This is a genomic window from Pseudomonas sp. NPDC086581 (assembly GCF_044746165.1).
Classification (GTDB): domain Bacteria; phylum Pseudomonadota; class Gammaproteobacteria; order Pseudomonadales; family Pseudomonadaceae; genus Pseudomonas.
The window spans coordinates 165,621-184,954 of sequence record NZ_JBIVBR010000007.1; the positions used below are offsets into that span (position 1 = coordinate 165,621).

The 19,334-nt window shown below is 57.8% G+C and carries 14 protein-coding genes; all 14 read left to right on the forward strand.

The window, feature by feature from the left end; genetic code table 11:
- Positions 1-595 precede the first annotated feature (595 nt).
- The 14 genes from tssB to ACIPK7_RS15905 all read left to right on the forward strand — a co-directional run bounded on the left by tssB (position 596) and on the right by ACIPK7_RS15905 (position 19,333).
- On the forward strand, positions 596-1,105 hold the full coding sequence (tssB, locus tag ACIPK7_RS15840) for a type VI secretion system contractile sheath small subunit (RefSeq protein ID WP_401088792.1): 510 nt from the start codon (positions 596-598) through the stop codon (positions 1,103-1,105).
- A gap of 10 nt (positions 1,106-1,115) precedes the next feature.
- Positions 1,116-2,654, forward strand: coding sequence for a type VI secretion system contractile sheath large subunit (gene tssC, locus ACIPK7_RS15845; protein WP_192432656.1), 1,539 nt, complete (start codon positions 1,116-1,118; stop codon positions 2,652-2,654).
- A gap of 21 nt (positions 2,655-2,675) precedes the next feature.
- Complete coding sequence (gene tssK, locus ACIPK7_RS15850; protein WP_192432655.1) at positions 2,676-4,028, forward strand: type VI secretion system baseplate subunit TssK; 1,353 nt, start codon at positions 2,676-2,678, stop codon at positions 4,026-4,028.
- Entirely contained in the window at positions 4,025-4,696 is a 672-nt protein-coding gene (tssL, locus tag ACIPK7_RS15855; RefSeq protein ID WP_192432654.1) for a type VI secretion system protein TssL, short form, read from the forward strand. The genes tssK and tssL overlap by 4 nt, the downstream gene beginning before the upstream one ends.
- Positions 4,697-4,704: 8 nt before the next feature.
- Positions 4,705-6,459, forward strand: a complete 1,755-nt coding sequence (locus ACIPK7_RS15860; protein ID WP_192432653.1) for an OmpA family protein — start codon at positions 4,705-4,707, stop codon at positions 6,457-6,459.
- A gap of 12 nt (positions 6,460-6,471) precedes the next feature.
- Positions 6,472-6,963, forward strand: coding sequence for an Hcp family type VI secretion system effector (locus ACIPK7_RS15865; RefSeq protein ID WP_017519252.1), 492 nt, complete (start codon positions 6,472-6,474; stop codon positions 6,961-6,963).
- 149 nt (positions 6,964-7,112) lie between these two features.
- The gene (tssH, locus tag ACIPK7_RS15870) at positions 7,113-9,764 is read left to right on the forward strand and encodes a type VI secretion system ATPase TssH (RefSeq protein WP_401088795.1); all 2,652 of its coding nucleotides are present in this window, start codon (positions 7,113-7,115) and stop codon (positions 9,762-9,764) included.
- On the forward strand, positions 9,757-12,129 hold the full coding sequence (locus ACIPK7_RS15875) for a type VI secretion system Vgr family protein (RefSeq protein WP_401088797.1): 2,373 nt from the start codon (positions 9,757-9,759) through the stop codon (positions 12,127-12,129). Before tssH ends, ACIPK7_RS15875 begins: the two co-directional genes overlap by 8 nt.
- A 259-nt stretch (positions 12,130-12,388) precedes the next feature.
- On the forward strand, positions 12,389-12,853 hold the full coding sequence (locus tag ACIPK7_RS15880) for a hypothetical protein (protein ID WP_401088799.1): 465 nt from the start codon (positions 12,389-12,391) through the stop codon (positions 12,851-12,853).
- A 39-nt stretch (positions 12,854-12,892) separates the two neighbouring features.
- Positions 12,893-15,673, forward strand: a complete 2,781-nt coding sequence (locus ACIPK7_RS15885; protein WP_401088801.1) for a hypothetical protein — start codon at positions 12,893-12,895, stop codon at positions 15,671-15,673.
- Positions 15,674-15,682: 9 nt separating this feature from the next.
- Entirely contained in the window at positions 15,683-16,834 is a 1,152-nt protein-coding gene (locus ACIPK7_RS15890; protein ID WP_401088803.1) for a hypothetical protein, read from the forward strand.
- Positions 16,835-16,841: 7 nt separating this feature from the next.
- A complete protein-coding gene (locus ACIPK7_RS15895; RefSeq protein WP_401088804.1) occupies positions 16,842-17,585 on the forward strand; it encodes a hypothetical protein in 744 nt (247 codons plus the stop codon).
- A gap of 430 nt (positions 17,586-18,015) precedes the next feature.
- On the forward strand, positions 18,016-18,900 hold the full coding sequence (locus ACIPK7_RS15900) for a type IV pilus biogenesis/stability protein PilW (RefSeq protein WP_401088806.1): 885 nt from the start codon (positions 18,016-18,018) through the stop codon (positions 18,898-18,900).
- A gap of 169 nt (positions 18,901-19,069) precedes the next feature.
- Positions 19,070-19,333, forward strand: a complete 264-nt coding sequence (locus ACIPK7_RS15905) for a PAAR domain-containing protein (RefSeq protein WP_401088808.1) — start codon at positions 19,070-19,072, stop codon at positions 19,331-19,333.
- Position 19,334 lies beyond the last annotated feature (1 nt).

Sequence of the window (19,334 nt, forward strand, 5' to 3'; positions counted from 1 at the left end):
ACAAAGACGATCAGCAGCAGCGGAACACCAAGGGAAATCCGCGACTACATGTCGAAAGCTCCATCGCCCAGCAGAGCGGAGATCAACCCGAAGGTGCTCAGTTCCGCCAGCAGAGCGGGCCGAGCCCTGAGCCTTCTGACTGGCGCTCGGTGGAATGAAATTAATGGGATGCGGGTTCTGACTGATTCGATCTGCGCGAATGAATTGCGTGGTCTCCGCGGTTTGAATTTGGCCTGCTCTGATTTTTCTTGCGGCGAATTGTCCTTTGGGAGTTTGAATTTCTACTTGTTAGAAGCGATTTTCGATTCGGATTTGTAGGCTGTTTCCTAGATTTATTTATCCATTGTAGGTGGGGTTGAATTAAGAAAGGTTCATGGCAGTCTTGAGCCTCTTTCAGAAGGCAAGGGTGATTGTTCAGTATTCGAATTTCTGGATTTTCCAGAGAGAGCTTAAGAGGTGGCCTGAATATCTGGTCGATAGTTCGGGTGATTCAAGTAACTCGATTTTTCGATTCGTCTCGTATGTCGGTCCGTACTTTCAGTGCTGGCCGCGGTGCGTGCTTGCATTAACAAAGGGATTGTAAGGCAGGGTGATCATGGCGTCTGATAGTTTTCAGAATGAAGTTCCAAAGGCTCGCGTCAATATAAAGCTTGATTTGCATACTGGCGGCGCGCAAAAGAAGGTCGAATTGCCGCTAAAGTTGCTGATGCTGGGTGATTACAGTAACGGCCGAGAGCACCGGCCGCTGTCGGAGCGCAGCAAAGTCGATATCAACAAGAATAATTTCAATAGTGTACTGAGCGAGTTTCGCCCCAGCGTGAAACTGGCGGTTCCCAATACACTGACCGGCGATGGTTCTGACACCAGCGTCGAACTCACTTTCCGCCACGTGAAGGACTTCGAGCCGGAGCAGGTAGCGCGCCAGTTGCCCGAACTTCGCGCTTTACTGGCCATGCGCAACCTGCTGCGTGACCTCAAGTCGAACCTTCTGGACAACGTCACTTTCCGTCGTGAGCTGGAGCGAATCCTAAAGGATGACGCCCTGAGCAATGAACTGCGCGCCGAACTGGCCGCGCTGGCTCCGTACGACGAAGCAAAACAATAAGGAGAGTGACATGTCCGTAGAAACCAGCACCGTATCCGCCGCCGGCAGCACCGTCCTGGCCCGTGATGGGCAGGGTGTCTATGCCACGCTGTTCGACAGGATCAACCTCAGCCCGGTGTCTTCCCTGACCGATATCGAGGTCTTCCAGAATACCGATGCGCTTTCCGATGTATCCGCCGACGAGCGCGTCACCGCAGCGGTCAGTGTCTTCCTCGATCTGCTCAAGCGCTCTTCGCAGAAAGTCGAACGCCTCGACAAGACCCTGCTGGATGAGCACATCGCCCAATTGGACGGGCAGATCAGCCGCCAGTTGGATGCAATCATGCATCACCCTGACTTCCAGCGTGTCGAGTCCACCTGGCGTGGTGTGAAGTCGCTGGTCGATCAGACCGATTTCCGTCGCAACGTGCGCATCGAGTTGCTGGACATCAGCAAGGACGACCTGGTGCAGGATTTCGAGGATGCTCCCGAAATCGCCCAGAGCGGTCTGTACGTCCACGCCTATACCCAGGAGTACGACACCCCCGGCGGCGAACCGATCGCGGCGGCAATCTCCAACTACGAGTTCGATCGGGGTCCGCAGGATATCGCGCTGCTGCGCAGCATTTCCAAAGTAGCGGCGGCGGCGCACATGCCGTTCATTGGCGCTGTCGGGCCGGCCTTCTTCGGCAAGGACACCATGGAGGAAGTGGCCGCGATCAAGGACATCGGCAACTACTTTGATCGCGCCGAGTACCTGAAGTGGAAGTCATTTCGCGATTCCGATGATGCCCGTTACATCGGACTGACCATGCCGCGAGTACTGGGGCGTCTGCCGTACGGGCCTGATACCGTGCCGGTGCGCAGCTTCAACTACATCGAAAGCGTGAAGGGGCCGGACCACGACAAATACCTCTGGACCAATGCCTCCTTCGCCTTCGCCGCCAATATGGTGAAGAGCTTCATCAACAACGGTTGGTGTGTGCAGATTCGCGGTCCGCAGGCGGGCGGGGCGGTTACCGACCTGCCAATTCACTTGTATGACCTTGGCACTGGCAACCAGGTGAAAATCCCGTCGGAAGTGATGATCCCGGAAACCCGCGAATTCGAGTTCGCCAACCTCGGCTTCATTCCGCTCTCGTACTACAAGAACCGCGACTACGCCTGCTTCTTCTCCGCCAATAGCGCACAGAAACCGGCGTTGTACGAGACCGCCGACGCAACCGCAAACAGCCGCATTAACGCGCGCCTGCCGTATATCTTCCTGCTCTCGCGCATCGCTCACTACCTGAAACTGATCCAGCGCGAAAACATCGGCACCACCAAGGACCGTCGCGTCCTGGAGTTAGAGCTGAACAACTGGATCCGTGGCCTGGTCACCGAGATGACCGATCCCAGCGACGACCTGCAGGCATCGCATCCGCTGCGCGATGCCAAAGTGACGGTAGAGGACATCGAAGACAACCCCGGCTTCTTCCGCGTGAAGCTCTATGCCATCCCGCATTTCCAGGTGGAAGGCATGGACGTCAACCTGTCCCTGGTGTCGCAAATGCCCAAGGCGAAAGCCTAAGCGTCGTTACGGAAGGCATTCATGAAGATCGACCGCCCCTTATGGGCCGCGGGGGCTTTGTTGTCCCCGCAGCAATTCCAGCAACAGGCACGCTGGGAGGCCTGGACCAACGAATGCGTGGCGCGCATGTCGTGGGTCCACCCCTGGGGGGTGCAGGCTGTAGTGTTCGACCATGACGCACTGCGGCTGGGCAAGCTCAAGGCTGCCCGGCTGCGGGTGCGGCTCCCGGACGGAGCCCTGATCGACAGCGACATGGCCGACCGCCTGCCGCCCGCGCTGGATCTTGACCGTCTCCCCGAGCAGGAAATGTCAGCCACCTTGCTGCTGGCGTTGCCACTGGAGCATGCCAATGGCGGTAATTGCCAGATCAGCGAGGGCAAGCCAGCCCAACCGATTCGCTATCGCCAGGACTGGCGGCGCGTGCAGGATCTCTACGGCGACGACTCAGAGTCCATGGCCGCGCTGGAGCACATCCTGTCGTTACGCCTGGGCAGCGACGAAAACGCCGATTACCTGACCTGCCCGGTGGCTCGGGTACAGCGCGACGGGCAAGGGGTCTGGACACTGGACCCGTCGTTCGTTCCGCCTCTGCTCAGTTTCGACGCGCATCCGCCTTTGCTGGAGCAACTGGACAACCTGATGACCCAGCTGGCCGCCAAGCGCAGCCGCCTGATGGGCATGCGCCGCGAGAGCAATCAGCGCATGGCCGACTTTGCCGTGGCGGACGTCTCGCTGTTCTGGCTGCTCAACGCATTGAACAGCTACCAGCCGGTTCTGGCAGATCTCCTTGCGCATCCGGGGCGGCATCCGGAACTGGTCTACCTGGAACTGATCAAGCTCGCGGGCAGCCTGCTGACCTTCTCGCTGGAGCATGACATCAGCGCCATTCCAGCCTACCGGCATGAGCAGCTGGAGGCGGTATTCCCGCCGCTCTTCCGGCTGATTTCCACGCTATTGGAAGCCAGCCTGCCGTCGCGGGTCATCGCACTCGACCTCGAGAGGCCCACCGCGAACCGCTGGCAAGTGGCATTGCACGACGGGCGTCTGCGTGAAGCCGACGGCGCGGACTTCTACCTGTCGGTGCGTTCCAGCGTGCCGACGGCGCAAATCCAGAGCCAGTTCCCCAGGCTGTGCAAAGTGGGGAGCCCGGATGAAGTCGATCACCTCGTCAACGTGGCGCTCGACGGCGTTCCGCTGCTACCGCTGAGCCACGTCCCCGCCGCCATACCGGTTCGCCTGGGCAACCAGTACTTCGCCCTCGACCTGAACCATCCGATGGGCCGCGCCATGTTGTCCTCGGGCACCTGCGCACTCTATGTCCCCGGCACGCTCGGGGACGTCCAGCTTGATCTGTTCGCGGTGCTGCGCTCATGACGAAGATGCTCGGGAAATCCAGCAGCGTTGATATCGATGCGCTCCTGCAGGACAGCTATCTGCTGGTCGTCGAACTGCAGCAGGGCGCTGCGGCGAAAGGCGGCGAAGCCTTGTGGAAGCACTGCGCAGCGCAGATCGAAAGCTGCCGCAACAGCCTCATCGAAGCCGGGATGAGCCAGCGCGCGATCAACCAGATCTGCTATGCGCAATGCGCGCTGCTCGACGAGATGGTGTTGCGCAAGGCCAGCGACGAGACGCGTTCGGTCTGGACTGCCAAGCCCCTGCAGGCACACTTCTTCAACCGCCACCAGGCCGGCGAGCAGCTCTACGAAGACATGCGTGAAGCCCTCGCTGAACCCGCCCCGGACCTGCGTGTTCTGACCTGCTACCAGCGTGTGCTGATGCTGGGCTTCCTGGGGCGCTACGCGCAGCAGGATCACGCCGAACGCGAGCGCCTCCTGAACGCGCTGAATGAGCAGGTGAAGCCCTTTGGTGCGGCTGGAAAGGTACCGCTATTGATCCGCGCGAGCGGAGGTGGCTGGCTTCGCTGGCTGGGCGAGCCCTGGATCCACCTGACGGTGGCGGTTGCCCTGCTGGTGGGCTTGTGGCTGGTACTGCAGCGCCTGCTGGTCGATACCGTCGCCACCTTGCTGCCCGGCCAGGTGTAAGGATGCCCATGCAGCTCAATTGGACGCGCGCCCTGTGGCCTTGGGCCGGGGGGCTGGGACTGGTCCTGATCCTGGCGATACTTCCTTTGTCTCCCTTGCAGCGCGGCATGTCGGCATCGCTGGTCATTCTGCTGGCAGCCCTCGGCTGGTTGTTCGCCGGTCGCATTGCTTCACGCCAGCGTCAGACGATGGTTCTGGCCCAGGGTTGTGCCTTGCCTTCCACTGAGTATCGCCAGCCAGTCGTCGTTGTCTGTGGCGATGGGTTGCTCGCCTTGTTCGGTGATGCACCGGCCGAGCAGCTGGTCGTGCGCGTGACGGAGCAGGGCTGCTATGTGCGGGTGCCGAGCCTCGAACGCCTGACATCAGTCGTCGACTATCTGTTGGCGAGTCGTCCGCACTGGGCAGGGCAGATCAGCGCCTTCTACATAGTCAATCCCGCTGAGCGACCGGATCAGGCCCGGCTGGCGGGGAGCATTCAGTCGTTCCGTCTTCAGGTCACTCGCGTTCGCCGCAGTGGCGTGGTGCTGCCGGTACTGCTGGGAAGCTATCTGCATGCAGCGCGCAGCGAGCGCTCGTGGTTCACCAGCGAGGTGGGCCACGAAGGGCTGGCGGTTCTCGATGGTTCAGCGAGCGTTCCGCTGGATCACTGGCAACTGAGCTGCACGGACATCCCTTCGCGCGCGCAGCGCATGCGCCTATGCGTCGAGGCCGAAAGCCTGGCGAGCTGGCTGGCGATTGCGGTACTGCCGCACTTGTCGTCCCGAGAGGCGAGGGCGGCGCTGTGTCCCCCTGTTGCTTGTACTATGGCGCTGGTTCCCGGCGCGTCGGTGATGCACCCCGGCAATCTCTGGTCGACCTGGCTGCAGGAGCGGACCGCACTGGAGCCTTTTACGGTCGTGGAAACCGGCAGCCAGGCAACCCTGCCATTTCCCGATCCCTTCCTGACATTACTGCCTCGCCAACCCGGGCTCACGCCCATCCGGCGGGCTCTGCTGCGTGCACTGTGGTTGTTCGTTCTCGCGGGGTTCGTCGCGCTGTGCAGTTCCGCGTGGCAGAACGTGCTGCTGCTCCGCCAGGTGGGCGATGACCTGCGCCGCTACCAGGCGATCCCCGAACCCTCCACGCCGGGCCAGCCCGAGCATGGCCTCAGGGAGCAGGCGATAGCTGTCCTTCGGAAGGACGCCGTCAGGTTGGATCGCTACTACCGCGAAGGCGAACCCCTGTCTCTCGGACTTGGCCTGTATACGGCGGAGCGGATTCGCCCGCCATTACTGGCCGCCATCGCTGCCTATCGCCCACCGATCGCCAGCGCCCAGCCCGCGATGAAGATTCCCGACCCCGTCCGGCTGGACAGCCTCTCGCTGTTCGGCAGCGGCAGTGCCGAGCTCAAACCGGGCTCGACCAAGGTGCTGGTCAACGCGTTGGTCGGCATCAAGGCGCAGCCGGGCTGGCTGATCGTCATCGCCGGGCACACCGACTCCACCGGCGACGACGCGCGCAATCTGGCTCTGTCACGGAATCGCGCAGGTGCGGTTCGCGACTGGATGCAGAAGATGGGCGATCTGCCCGACAGCTGTTTCGCAGTGCAAGGCCATGGCGCCTCGCAACCCATCGCCAGCAATGACACACCGGCGGGCCGAGCGGCCAACCGCCGGGTCGATATCCGTCTGGTGCCGGAAACGGGGGCCTGCGTGCTTCCCGTCAGGGCGCTGGAAGGACAACCCCAGTCGCCTCATTACCAGGCGACGCTTTCTACCCAATAGAAGGAACTTCCCATGGCAATTCCCGTTTACCTGTGGCTGAAAGACGACGGCGGCGCGGACATCAAGGGTTCGGTCAACGTCCAGAGCCGTGAAGGCAGTGTCGAAGTCGTGGCCCAGGATCACAGCCTGTACATCCCCACCGACAACAACACCGGCAAGCTGACTGGCACCCGCATCCACACGCCGTTCAAGTTCACCAAGGAAATCGATGCGTCCAGCCCGTACTTCTACAAGGCGGTGAGCTCCGGCCAGACCCTCAAGAGCGCTGAGTTCAAGTGGTATCGCATCGACGACGCCGGCCAGGAGGTCGAGTACTTCAACACCCTGCTGGAGAACGTCAAGGTCGTGAAAGTGGCGCCCAAGATGCACGACATCAAGGACCCCTCCAAGGAGAAGCACAACCACCTCGAAGAGGTGGAACTGCGCTACGAGAAAATCACCTGGACCTACAAGGACGGCAACATCATCCATGCCGACGCCTGGAACGAACGTCAGACCGCTTGACGCCGTTCGCCCGGCAGTCGGCATTGCTCGACTGCCGTGATCGGGTTGGCCGCCGGGTGTCCGGTGGCCAGCTACTTCCCCGAGATATCACGGGTGATTCGTCACCGCTGCCGATCGGCAGCTCCACCGCCACGAGCAAGGAACGCATCATGGGACAGCAGTCCACCCACCTGCTTCGCCGCCTCAACCCCTATTGCGCCCAGGCACTGAGCGTCGCCGCTACGCTCTGCCAGACGCGTGCCCACCCAGGCATCAGTGTCGAGCACTGGCTACTCAAGTTGCTGGAGCAGGGCGAGGGCGATCTGACGCTGATCGCGCGACGCTATGAGTGGGACCTGGACGGCATCTGGCAAGGTTTGCTGGACCATCTCGACAGCCTACCGCGGCAGGTGCGCGGCAAGCCGCAGCTGGCTGACAAGCTGCAGCAGTTGATCAAGAACGCGTGGCTGCGCGCCTCACTGAATGAGGACAACCAGAGCCTGCGTTCGATCCACTTGCTGGCAGCGTTGCTCGAAACGCCGGCATTGCTGGAATGCGAAGCGGCGTGGCCGCTGTTGAGCCTCAGCGAAGTGCAGCTGGAGCGCCTGTTGCCCTGGCTGGACGAGCAGTCGGAAGAGCGGCCGCAGCAACAGCGCGAGGCGGCCCTGGCCGAAATCCCGCGTACGGAACTGGCGGCGCCGAAAGACAAGCAGGACGCACTGCTCGCTATCCTCGACAAGTTCACCCAGGACGTCACCGCCAAGGCGCGGGAAGGACGTATCGACCCCGTCTACGGTCGGGACAATGAAATTCGCCAGGTGATCGATATCCTCGGTCGCCGGCGCAAGAACAACCCGATACTGGTGGGTGAGCCCGGTGTGGGCAAGACCGCGCTGGTCGAGGGCCTGGCCTTGCGTATCGCTGAAGGCAACGTGCCGGACAGCCTCAAACCGGTGAGCGTACGCACGCTCGACCTCGGCCTGCTGCAGGCCGGCGCTGGCGTGAAAGGCGAGTTCGAGCAGCGCCTGAAGAACGTCATCGACGCCGTCCAGCAATCGCCCACGCCGATCCTGCTGTTCATCGACGAGGCCCACACCCTGATCGGCGCCGGCAACCAGGCCGGCGGCGCCGATGCGGCCAACCTGCTCAAGCCGGCCCTGGCCCGTGGCGAGTTGCGTACCGTCGCCGCCAGCACCTGGTCCGAGTACAAGCAGTACTTCGAGCGTGACGCGGCCCTGGAACGCCGCTTCCAGATGGTCAAGGTGGACGAGCCCGACGATGCCGGCGCCTGCCTGATGCTGCGCGGCCTGAAGTCCCGCTACGCCAGCTACCACGGCGTGCATATCCAGGATGAGGCGGTGCAGGCCGCTGTCACCCTGTCGCGGCGATTCCTCACCGGGCGGCATTTGCCCGACAAGGCCGTCGATCTGCTCGATACCGCCAGCGCCCGCGTGCGCATGGGGCTGGACTGCGAGCCCCAGGTGCTGGTGCAGGTCAAGGCCGAGCGTGCGGCCCTGGAGCTGGAGCGCCAGGCACTGCAGCAGGATGCGCAATTGGCCGGCACCTGTGCAGGCGAGCGCCTGGAAGCGATAGCGATAAACGAAGCCGATCTTTCGCAGCGCCAGAGTCGTCTCGAACGGCAGTACCAGCGGGAGTGCGAGCTGACCCGGCAACTGCTGCAGGCCCGCCAGGCCGAGTCGCCCGATCACGCTCATATCGAATCGCTCAAGGCACAACTGACCGACGCCCAGCAGGACCATCCATTACTCACCTTGGACGTCGAAGCCCGTAGCGTCGCCGAGGTCATCGCCGACTGGACCGGTGTCCCCCTAGGCAGCTTGCTCAAGGACGAACAGGCCGGGTTGCTCGACCTGGAAAACCGCCTGGGCGAGCGGGTGATAGGGCAGGACACCGCGCTGGCGGCACTGGCCCAGCGCCTGCGTGCCGCCAAGACCGGCCTGACCAGCGAGAACGCCCCACTGGGAGTTTTCCTGCTGGTGGGCACCAGTGGAGTGGGCAAGACCGAAACCGCGCTGGCACTCGCCGACTGCCTGTTCGCCGGCGAGAAATCGCTGATCACCCTCAACCTTTCCGAGTACCAGGAAGCCCACACCGTCAGCCAGCTCAAGGGCTCGCCTCCGGGGTACGTCGGTTACGGCCAGGGCGGCGTGCTCACCGAAGCCGTGCGCCAGCGTCCGTACAGCGTGGTACTGCTCGACGAAGTGGAGAAGGCCCACCGCGACGTACTCAACCTGTTCTACCAGGTCTTCGACCGCGGCTTCATGCGTGATGGGGAAGGGCGCGAGATCGACTTCCGCAACACCGTCATCCTGATGACCTCCAACCTCGGCAGTGACTGCCTGCAAACACTGGTCGACGAACAGCCCAACGCACCCGATAGCGTCTTGCAGGAGCTGTTGAGGCCAGCCCTGCGCGACCACTTCCAGCCAGCGCTGCTGGCACGCTTCCAGACACTGATCTACCGCCCGCTGGATGCCAGCGCGCTCAAGCGAATCGTCGCCATCAAGCTCGCCCAGGTCGCACGCCGACTGCAACGTCACTACGGCCTGAAATGCCGTGCCGAGGCAGAGCTGGAAGACGCCTTGGTGGCTGCATGCCTGCTGCCCGACAGCGGCGCGCGCAACATCGACAGCCTGCTCAACCAGCAGATCCTTCCCGTCCTCAGCCAGCAACTGCTGCAGCGTCAGGCCGCACACCAGGCCAGCCGCTGGGTGAGCCTTGGCTACAGCGAAGAAGAGGGCGCCGTTCTGACATTCGGCGACAGCAATGGGACTCACCAGGAGGAGTTGAACCATGCTTAATGAATTGCGGACGTTCTTCGATCATTCTCGGCACAGCCTCGGAGTCCAGGGCGTTGCTGCACCACTCGATGTGCTGGCGTTCAGCGGCAGCGAAGGGCTGAGCCAGACCTTCGCCTACCGCATCGAATTCACCAGCACCGATCTCGACCTCGACGCCGACACCTTCCTGCTCAAGGACGCCAGCTTTAGCTTGCGCGCGCCGCCCGAGCAATTGGGTATTCCCGGCTATACGCCGCCGATTGCCGCACCGCTGCGTACCTTGCATGGCAGCATCACCTCGTTCAAACGGCTCTCCGGGTCGCGTGACGAAGCCCACTACGAGGTGACGCTGGAGCCACGCCTGAAACTGCTGGACCGTGCCCGCCGGTACCGCCTTTACCAGAACCAGAGCGTGCCGGAGATCGTCGAGCAGGTGCTACGCCGCAACGACTTCGAAGGGCAGGACTTCCTCTTCGACCTGACCCGCGAATACCCGCAGCGCGAACAGACGATACAGTATGGCGAGGACGACCTGGCGTTCATCCAGCGCCTCACCTCCGAGGTTGGCATCTGGTACCGCTTCAGCATGGATGCACGGCTGAAAATCGATGTATGCGAATTCTCGGACGACCAGCGGCATTACCTCCCCGCGCCGCCGCTGCCCTTACGCCCGCTGTCATCGTTGGAGTCCGCCGGGCAGGATGCCGTCTGGAACCTCCAGGTCAGCCATGCAGTCGTGCAGCAGCAGGTCAGCAACCGCGCCTACTACTATCGCGATGCTGGCGCGCAACTGGACGCCAGCATCGATCAGCTCAACTCGCCGAAAACCACCTATGGCGAGGCTTACCACTATGGCGAGCCGCATCAGACGCTCGGCGATGCCTATGCCCAGGACGAAGACCTGGAAAGCGAGAGCGGCTACTTCTACGCGCGCCTTGCTCACGAGCGCTATCTCAACCAGCGCATCCGCCTGACCGGCGTCACCAGTACCCCGGCCATCACCCCCGGCCAGGTACTGAAGCTCGACGGCGCGCCCAAAGCCTTCGCCTCCGGCGCAGTTATCGTGCGCCTGCACAGCAGCGCCGCCCGCGACCGCAGCTTTGAGGCGCAGTTCGAAACCATCCCCTACGCCGAGCACATCTGCTTCCGTCCGGACGTACCGGCCAAACCGGTGATCGCCGGCACCATCCCGGCCCGTGTCACCAGCCCCGAGCCCAACGACCTCTATGGCCACATCGACATGGAAGGCCGCTACAAGTGCCACTTCCTGTTCGACCGCGACACCTGGCCCGCCGGCCGCGAAAGCCTCTGGCTGCGCCTGGCGCGCCCCTACGCCGGCGACACCTACGGTCTGCACCTGCCACTGATCCAGGGCACCGAAGTGCGCATCGCCTTCGAAAACGGCGACCCCGACCGGCCCTATATCGCCCACGCGATCCACGACAGCCAGCACCCCGACCACGTCACGCTGAAGAACTACAAGCGCAACGTGCTGCGCACGCCGGCCAATAACAAGCTGCGCATGGACGACTCGCGCGGCAAGGAACACATCAAGCTCAGCACCGAGTACAGCGGCAAGAGCCAGCTCAACCTCGGGCATCTGGTGGATGCGAACCGTGAGCAGCGCGGTGAAGGCTTCGAGCTGCGTACCGACGGCTGGGGTTCGGTGCGGGCAGGGAAGGGCGTGTTCATCAGCGCCGACGTCCAGCCCAGCGCGCAAGGTCAGGTGCTGGCCATGCAGGAAGCCATCGCCCGCCTGGAGCAAGCCGGCGAAGAGATACGGAGCCTCTCGACCGATGCCGAAACCGCCAAGGCCGATCCAGCCCAGGTGCAGACCCAAATCGACCTGCTGCGCAAGGACCTTGACCAGTTGAAATCCTCCGTCCTGCTCCTCAGTGCTCCCAAGGGCATCGCCGTGACCAGCGGCACGCACCTGCAACTGGCAGCCGAACGCAACCTCATGCTCAACGCCGGCAACCAGGCGGACGTCAGCGTGGTCAAGCGCCTCTTCATCGGTGTTGGCGAAGGGATGAGCCTGTTCGTGCGCAAGCTCGGCATGAAACTGATCGCCAACCAGGGCGCTGTGCAGGTACAGGCCCAGAACGACCGCATGGAGCTGATCGCCCGGCAGGCGCTGGATATCACCAGCACCGAAGACGAAATCCGCATCACGGCGAAGAAGAAGATCGTGCTGAACGCCGGGGGTACGTACATAACCCTGGATCCGAGCGGCATCGAGTCCGGCACCCAAGGTGATTACAAGGTCAAGTCGCCGCACTACGAGTACCTGAAGACCGCGGCATCACTACCGCTGCAGACGCCCACGATGCCCAAGCTCACCGAAAGCCAACCGCACCGGATGAGCGACCGAACGCTATCGCTGTAGTTGGCAAGGGAAACCCATCCGATCACGTTTAGTTCGGGGCCGGCACGGTGATTTTGTCATCAGGTACAGAAAAAGGATGGTTTGAAATGGCTGATACATCGACACCAACTCTTCCATCACAGGAGAGTCGGATCCTTCCCCAAGGTGAGTCCTCAAGTTTGGGCTCGCAAACGACCAACCTTAATAGCGAGGTTGCTGATGCCAGCTCCTTGAGCGGGGTTGCAAGGCCAGTCTGGGTCGATTCGAAGGGGGGCCGGCCGTGAACTTGATTCTGACTGGATTATTCATTTGGGGAGCATGGGTGGTTATGCCGTTTCCCTGTTTCGCGGCACCTGTAGTGGTTAGCACACCAGCAGAGCTCGAACCCCTGACACTTTCCGAGGCTCTTGCCGACTATCACGCCTCCGGCGAGTTGGAAACATTTCAATGCGTTCACGTGCCGGTGGGAAAGAACAATCAAACAGGCGCAATACCTTTGGCTGTCGAATTCGATGACCGAATCTACCTGAGGATTGATGGAAAGCTATTGGCAGTGGATCGGAGCAGTACCTTTGACAGGCATTCGAGTTACTCAAGCAAGACTACCCAGGTAGATGTTTTTGTCTTGAAGACGACGAATACCAAAGAGTTCGGAGAATCCTCCAACCGCTTGATGCTGCTGAAGGCTACCAACGCTGGACGAGCTTTCTCGGTCGAGACCTTCGGTGCCGCCTGCGGAATTTGACAGGCAGATTGATATGGCAGTGGAAAAGGAAGTTCTGAAATGACGGAGCAATCGCTGAAGAGCTGGAGCCACCCCTTGGGTGATAGCTCCAACCCCTTGGTACAACTCACCAATTTGGCTGACGCGGCAGGTGGTTACTATCCCTTGGGGCGCAATGGCTTCTGGCATGGTGGCATCCATTTCGACGTCGGCACCGATGGCAAAACCGATCCCTCCCATGTGCGCTGCATCGCCGATGGAGAGGTGGTCGCCTACCGCATCGACTCCGAATACCCGCAGAGCACCTTCTACAACGCATCGAACGAAGCCTTTCAGGCTCCCTTTGCCACCGGCTTCGTGCTGGTCAGGCATCGTCTGCAGGCCCCAGCGATCGCTGGAAGCGAAGCGGCACCGCCGGAGCTCATCTTCTATAGCCTCTACATGCATCTGCAACACTGGGCGGCTTATCGGGACGATGATTCCATCGCGCGACCGGCGTTCTGGCCCGAAGGCGCCGAGCTGCGGGTGAAGCAGACGGTGAACGACACCCGCGCCGGCAGGCGAGGTCTGAACGTCCGTAGCCGCGCCAACCACAACTCTGCACACCCGGCCCCCGTCATCGATCTGCTGGAGCGCGGTAGCAAAGTGACCGTCAGCGGCGAGGGAACCTTCCGGAAACTTGAAGGTACACGCGGGCCTGCCTGGCTCATGGGGGAGGAAGGCGCGCTGCGAGGCTACCTGTCTTTCCAGCATCTGGAGCTAATCGCGGGCGATCTCTATCGAGTGAAAACTACCTTACTCAATGTCCGCGCCGAACCCAACAGCAGTGCCGGGACCGCCATCATTGGCAAGCTGCCCAAAGGCGCAGAAGTCACCGTCAGTGGAGAAGGCGATTTTCGCAAGCTCGAAAGCGTCAACCAGTACGTCCATTTTGGGTCACTGGAAGGGCAGCCTGAGCCACAAGCGCGAGATGCCGTTGTGGTACCGGCCGCACCCGCTGCCATCAAGGCAGGTGCGTTGATCGGCCATATCGGTGACACCCAGGACGCGAAAGACACCCGTCCACAGCGCCGCCTGCACCTGGAAGTCTTCAGCGGCCAGAACGTCCAGACCTTCATCAACAACAGCCGTGACTGGGCGAAAGACCTGCCCGCCAGCGGCAAGACATGGCTGAAGTTCGCCAAGGGCACAACTGTCATTGCCCATCAGGACAGCTTCAGCGCCAGCCATCCGCCCAGCCCCACCGCCGCCGGCACGCCCACCGGTACCGATCTGATACTGCCGAAAAGCCTGCTTAGCGGCCTGCGTGCGGAATACAAGATCCAGGTTCCTGCCACCAGCAGCGAAAAAGCTCGTAATTGGTATCGCCTCGAAGGTCTGTTCAATAGCGCCGAGTTCGCATCGCTCGATGGCTGGGTATGCGAAGAGGTCGGCGTAACGCCTTGGGTCAATCCGTGGGCCTGGGAAGGCTTTGAACTGATCTACAACGACAGCACACCACGGGAAGAACTCGCCTATTCAATGTGCGCAGCGCAGGAGTTGAATGACGAGCAACTCGTGCGCTATCAGCCCTGGATCGAGCAAGCGACAAAAGGCCCCTTGCACAAACGCTTGCATGACCTGGTCCCCGACGGCACCGACGGCATGTTGACCTCGGACGAATTGCAGGCTGGCTTGCACCTGCCCGCCGTCGCCCAATCAGTGTCGAGACTGATCATTCACTACGAAAGTGAGTGGTTTGGCGGATCGCAGAAGTGGGACCCACTGGACGACTTGTTGGGGCACAGCGGTTCGACGCCAAATCCCAACTGGGTGGCTAGCAAAGAACGGATGGGGAAGTTGGGGTGGTGGAGTGATGTGGCGCCGGGCCTTGGATTGCCGGGAAGTGGGGAGGTGTACCACTTCCATCCAATAGGATTGACGGTCAGATTCGACAAACAAGATGCGTGTGCTTGTGGTTGCTGCTTAGGGAAAGTCTTTTCAAGATACAGGTGGGTCAGAGTACGAGCTAACCATCCTGATACTACCTATTATGGGCCCGTCTACCATGGAACTAAAAAACTGGATAGCTTCTCCGGGTGGGCCGATCTCGTCGCTGCAGGAAAAGCTACAGATGACGAAAGGCAGATTGTAATTGCAATGTCGTCTAACGAAGGGGCGCTAGATGCTGTCCAAGCATGGGATTGGCAAACACTTAGCGCAGGAGCGATGCAAAAAACTGTAACACCCGAAGGATTTGGTGAGTTGCCCCAGCAGATTTATGAGTTCAAAGACGAGAATCCAGATCTGTATGATGATCTATTTTCTCAATGTGGATGGACAGTTGAGAAAGAGAACGGAAAGTCGCGAATTTATTATTCATCTCCAGAAACTGGGGGTAGAAATATTACCGGAGAGGAGTTGTATAACTTCATTAAGTTAGGGTTTCAGCAGGCTGACTCTGGTTTTCCAAAAGAATCAAAGCCCCTTGCCTCAATTGCTCACGCAATTCTTAATGACAGCTTCCAAAGCAAGCAGGTGGTGGATTTTATCGGCCGTATGCATACGGCTCTTAGAAAAAAACCGGTTGGTTATAGTCACGCAGCGAGTGATTTTTTTAAGTCGAGACTTGGGCGGGCATTGGTTTTGGATCACGACGTAAATGCACCTGGGAATGTTGTTGGTGATTTGAAAAGAGCTGTTGATCGGTTGCGGCAGCAGCATCCTGGTTTAAGTGGGGATCCTAATGCATGGGGCGCAAATCGTACCCAGTATGAAAATGAGTTAGTGGCAATCTATGGGCCAGCTCGGCATATGCATCATGCGCAAGAAAGATACAATCATCTTCGTGGATTGCTTTAGGTGGGAATTATGAGGCTGAATTTTTTTGGCTTGCTTCTGATGGCTAATGGGGCACTGGCTGCCAGTCTGGATGGTCCGCAAGGTTCACTGGTTTATTCGAATAAAAGCGGTGGGGATTACCATGCTCTGGTGTTTAAGGGAGAGTCTGGTGATTTGGTTAGGCCGTTTGATGTGGATATTAATTATAGTTTTGATAGTGATCAGGTTTCGCCGGATAAGTCCTATTCAGTGGTGAATTTTTCGGAGTCTGGTGTGCTGGATAGTGGCTCTAGATCTGAAGCGTACGATGTTTATCTTTGTGCATTTGTGCGAATGTCCGATGGTTGTATTACAGCTGTTGAGTCGGGAGAGCAATGTGGGGGAGAGTGGGTTCCTCCTAATCGATGGGTGAGCCAAATGGGGGGTGAGACTGAGTCGTTATTCAATTCTCCTCCGTCGATAGAGAAGACCTATAAGGAATATTCCGCCGGACGAAAAGAGGGAAGTCAGATTTCTAATCCGAAGGTGATGTCTTACCTTTTGGAAGGCACCAGTTTTCAGAATCTATTAGTCTGCGATCCACCAAGTGAGAGTAATAAGTCATCGTACAAAGATTTACTGACCAAGCTCCGGCGCGATGGTGATGTCGTGAATGTCAAAGCGCTTGAGGATACATTGAATAAATCAAATATCGATGTTGCTGGAAGTGGTAAGGGTGATCCCGACTTGTATCGGGGCAGTATAGTTAGTGGTCCGTTCCCTGCAAAAATAGTAGACGGCGCTGATATATTCTTTTCCAAATCCAATGATGACAATTATCCAGTGTATTTTATGATTCATAGGAAGGCTAAGGAAGTTGTTGAGTTTATTGATAGGTATGAGGTTTCTGGTTCTGCTCCGACTGTAGAGACGGTGTTTTATTATCCCATAAATGGGGTGAAGAATATTCTAGTTCTTATTTCCTGGGATGTCGGTAGCCGCGGGGCAGGGACATACGGAAAGCTTTATCAGGTTTATGCATACAAAAGCCAGGGAGGGGAAGTGGTTAGAAATGATAAAACTTTAAAAGACAGTAATATGTTTGGGATTGATGGATATCAAGAAGGGCAGAAGGTTTCGTTTTTATTGAAGGATGCCTTGTCTATCAAGAAGTATATTAATAGTCGTAAGGAGTACAGGTAGTTATTCAATGAGGTGGTCGAATTATAATAATGGTCAGTGGCTTGGCGTGGCTGTCTTAACAGTCCTTGTGGCGATGCTTTTCTCATTTTCTGCCAGTGCGGCGGAAATATTGAAGGGGGAGAGCGGTGTTTTAATTTTAAAAGGTGGTTCGAGTTCGTCAGTATACAGGGATGTACTTGGTTCGAAAGATGGGGTTTATAGGGATTTGATCTTTTTAAATAGCGCCCCCGCCCTGCTCGCTTCTGGCAGGGAGGATGTTATATACACATTGAAAGTTGAGGGTGGTAAGGCAGTAATAGACTGTGTTATTGCCGAGGCAAGAAGCAATCAGACTGGGATCTCCATAAGGAAGTCCATGTGTGGAGTTAATAAAGAGCTGTGGTCGAATTATTCCGAGCTGGGGTATTCCTACACTGATCAATGGAAGGGGCAGGCTGCGAGTGTCGATGTCAGTTCGTTGGTGGTTCGCGGAAATCCTTTAGATATAGTTGATGGAGTGGTTGAAGGTATCGAGATTCACCAAGTGTATAAGGCTATTTCTCAGCTTGAGGATGCAGCTCCGCAGATATATTTGAAAAAAGGCGGTAAGTGCTTTGAGTTTCCCAATGGCAAGGTTTTCATTGATTATTCAGTGGCAAGACCAAAAGATCCAGTCGGGGTTATGGTTTTGGATGATGTTAGTGGGTATGACTTCAAGCGTTATATGGGTGGGGATCTAAATAAGCTTAATTTTAAGTTTTGTAAGTTATAGCGATGATTAGAACTTTTCTATTTGTTATTTTTGGTGCTTTTTCGGTTTTCGCTCAAAGCGAACCTGTGAGGTTTTGGGTTCGGTGCTTCACTCATGAAGGGGAGAGAGCTGTAAACTTAAAATTTGCAACGACATACATCCCTGAGGGGAAGCTGAATATTGGATATGCTCAGTATGAAAAGTCCAATACTTCAATTCAATTGTCGTACGTCGGGGCCGAGGAAGTGATTTTCTCGGAGGATCGACCCGTGGAGGTGACCAGCACTTGGAGAGAAGTCTTTAAGTCAAAATTTGGCGGGGAGTATACGGTTGTCTCGCAGGGTGCAAATATTTATGGGTTCAGCTATAAGGCTGTTTCCGGTAGGGTTGTAGATTTCAAATACAATGATTCTGCTACCTTGCCGGACTACACAGGCTGCAGTTGGGAGTAGTGATTGAGTTGAATAGGTGCTTATCATTCATCCTTATTCTTTTATTTTCTAGGTGTGTGGTTGCCGCTTGTGGTGCTGAGCCGCATCCGCTTGAAGTGCAGGGTATTGGAAAGTCAAAAATTACGCTTTCAGCTTGGGGTTGTAACGCGAATGGCTGGGGCGTGGCGTCATACCGAAATGACGGTGCCAATTTTTTGTTATATGTAACCAGGTCTCATCAGGTTGCTCGCGAATTTATTTCGCCGATACAGGCGGGCTTGTCTCAGGATAAGAGGGCTTTAAGAGTTCAACGATTGGTCTTAGGGGGGCTCTATTTTGGAGATGGTTCAAAAAAGAAGGTTGAAAATAATTATTGCGATGTAATCGATATGTCGACTGGTTGCGTTTCGAAAACGTTACCGGGCAGTAGTTGTGATGGGCGGTGGGTTCAGGGGGAGTGGAAATTATATGGTGCGGATGACCAAGGCGAAGATGGTCTGGCTGTTGTTACTCAGTCCCCTAAAGAGATTCTTGATGGTGTTTCCAGGCTTTCAGATGTGCGATCGAAGGCGTCAGCTATATCTGATTATCTGTATAAGGGGGTTGAGTCATATTTGGCTTGCTATAGGCCAGGGCGGAAGAATGTGGCTGATTTAAATGATATGGCATTTTATTTGGCGGAGGGAGGGGATTTTTATAATTCCTTGAAAATATATAGGGCGCTGGAGGGGGTTGACCCTTCCCGTGTTGTTCTAAAAATAAATATCGCAGATGTGCTTTGGCAGTCTGGAGAAAAGAATAAGGCGCGAGGTTATTATAAAGAATATATGTCGCAAATGGTTGCGTCTGGTAGAAAGGAAAGTATTCCGGCAAGAGTTGGAGTGAGAGTGGCTGGCGGTGAATGATTTGTTTTTGGCTGAAATGCGAAGATTTCGCTTCGGTATATTCTGCCTGTGGTTTTGTCTTTTCTGATTTTATTTTTAAATTTGCTCAGTTTTTATTCAATTTTAAATTTAAATATTTGTCGACCTAATTGCTGGGTTTGTGATTCAAATATTTAGGTGGAGGTTTTTCATGAAAGGCGTTATCCGCATTGGCGACAAAACCACCAGCGGCGGCACCGTGCTATCGGGGTCGGTAAAGATGATCTTCGCAGGCATCGGAGTCGCCCGTGTCGGTGATCCGGTCAGTTGTCCGATCCCCGGCCATGGTCCGACCGTAGTGGCGGAAGGTCATCCCTCCTATGAGGACAATGGCGCCCTGGTGGCCTTCCACGGGCACCGGTGTGCTTGTGGTTGCGCGCTGTTGACTTCGCTGCCTGAGGCGACGGCGGGCTGAT

Coding starts and splice junctions, on each gene's coding strand:
- tssB (WP_401088792.1), top strand. CDS start 596: ATGGCGTCTGATAGTTTTCAGAATGAAGTTCCAAAGGCTCGCGTCAAT.
- tssC (WP_192432656.1), top strand. CDS start 1,116: ATGTCCGTAGAAACCAGCACCGTATCCGCCGCCGGCAGCACCGTCCTG.
- tssK (WP_192432655.1), top strand. CDS start 2,676: ATGAAGATCGACCGCCCCTTATGGGCCGCGGGGGCTTTGTTGTCCCCG.
- tssL (WP_192432654.1), top strand. CDS start 4,025: ATGACGAAGATGCTCGGGAAATCCAGCAGCGTTGATATCGATGCGCTC.
- ACIPK7_RS15860 (WP_192432653.1), top strand. CDS start 4,705: ATGCAGCTCAATTGGACGCGCGCCCTGTGGCCTTGGGCCGGGGGGCTG.
- ACIPK7_RS15865 (WP_017519252.1), top strand. CDS start 6,472: ATGGCAATTCCCGTTTACCTGTGGCTGAAAGACGACGGCGGCGCGGAC.
- tssH (WP_401088795.1), top strand. CDS start 7,113: ATGGGACAGCAGTCCACCCACCTGCTTCGCCGCCTCAACCCCTATTGC.
- ACIPK7_RS15875 (WP_401088797.1), top strand. CDS start 9,757: ATGCTTAATGAATTGCGGACGTTCTTCGATCATTCTCGGCACAGCCTC.
- ACIPK7_RS15885 (WP_401088801.1), top strand. CDS start 12,893: ATGACGGAGCAATCGCTGAAGAGCTGGAGCCACCCCTTGGGTGATAGC.
- ACIPK7_RS15890 (WP_401088803.1), top strand. CDS start 15,683: ATGAGGCTGAATTTTTTTGGCTTGCTTCTGATGGCTAATGGGGCACTG.
- ACIPK7_RS15895 (WP_401088804.1), top strand. CDS start 16,842: ATGAGGTGGTCGAATTATAATAATGGTCAGTGGCTTGGCGTGGCTGTC.
- ACIPK7_RS15905 (WP_401088808.1), top strand. CDS start 19,070: ATGAAAGGCGTTATCCGCATTGGCGACAAAACCACCAGCGGCGGCACC.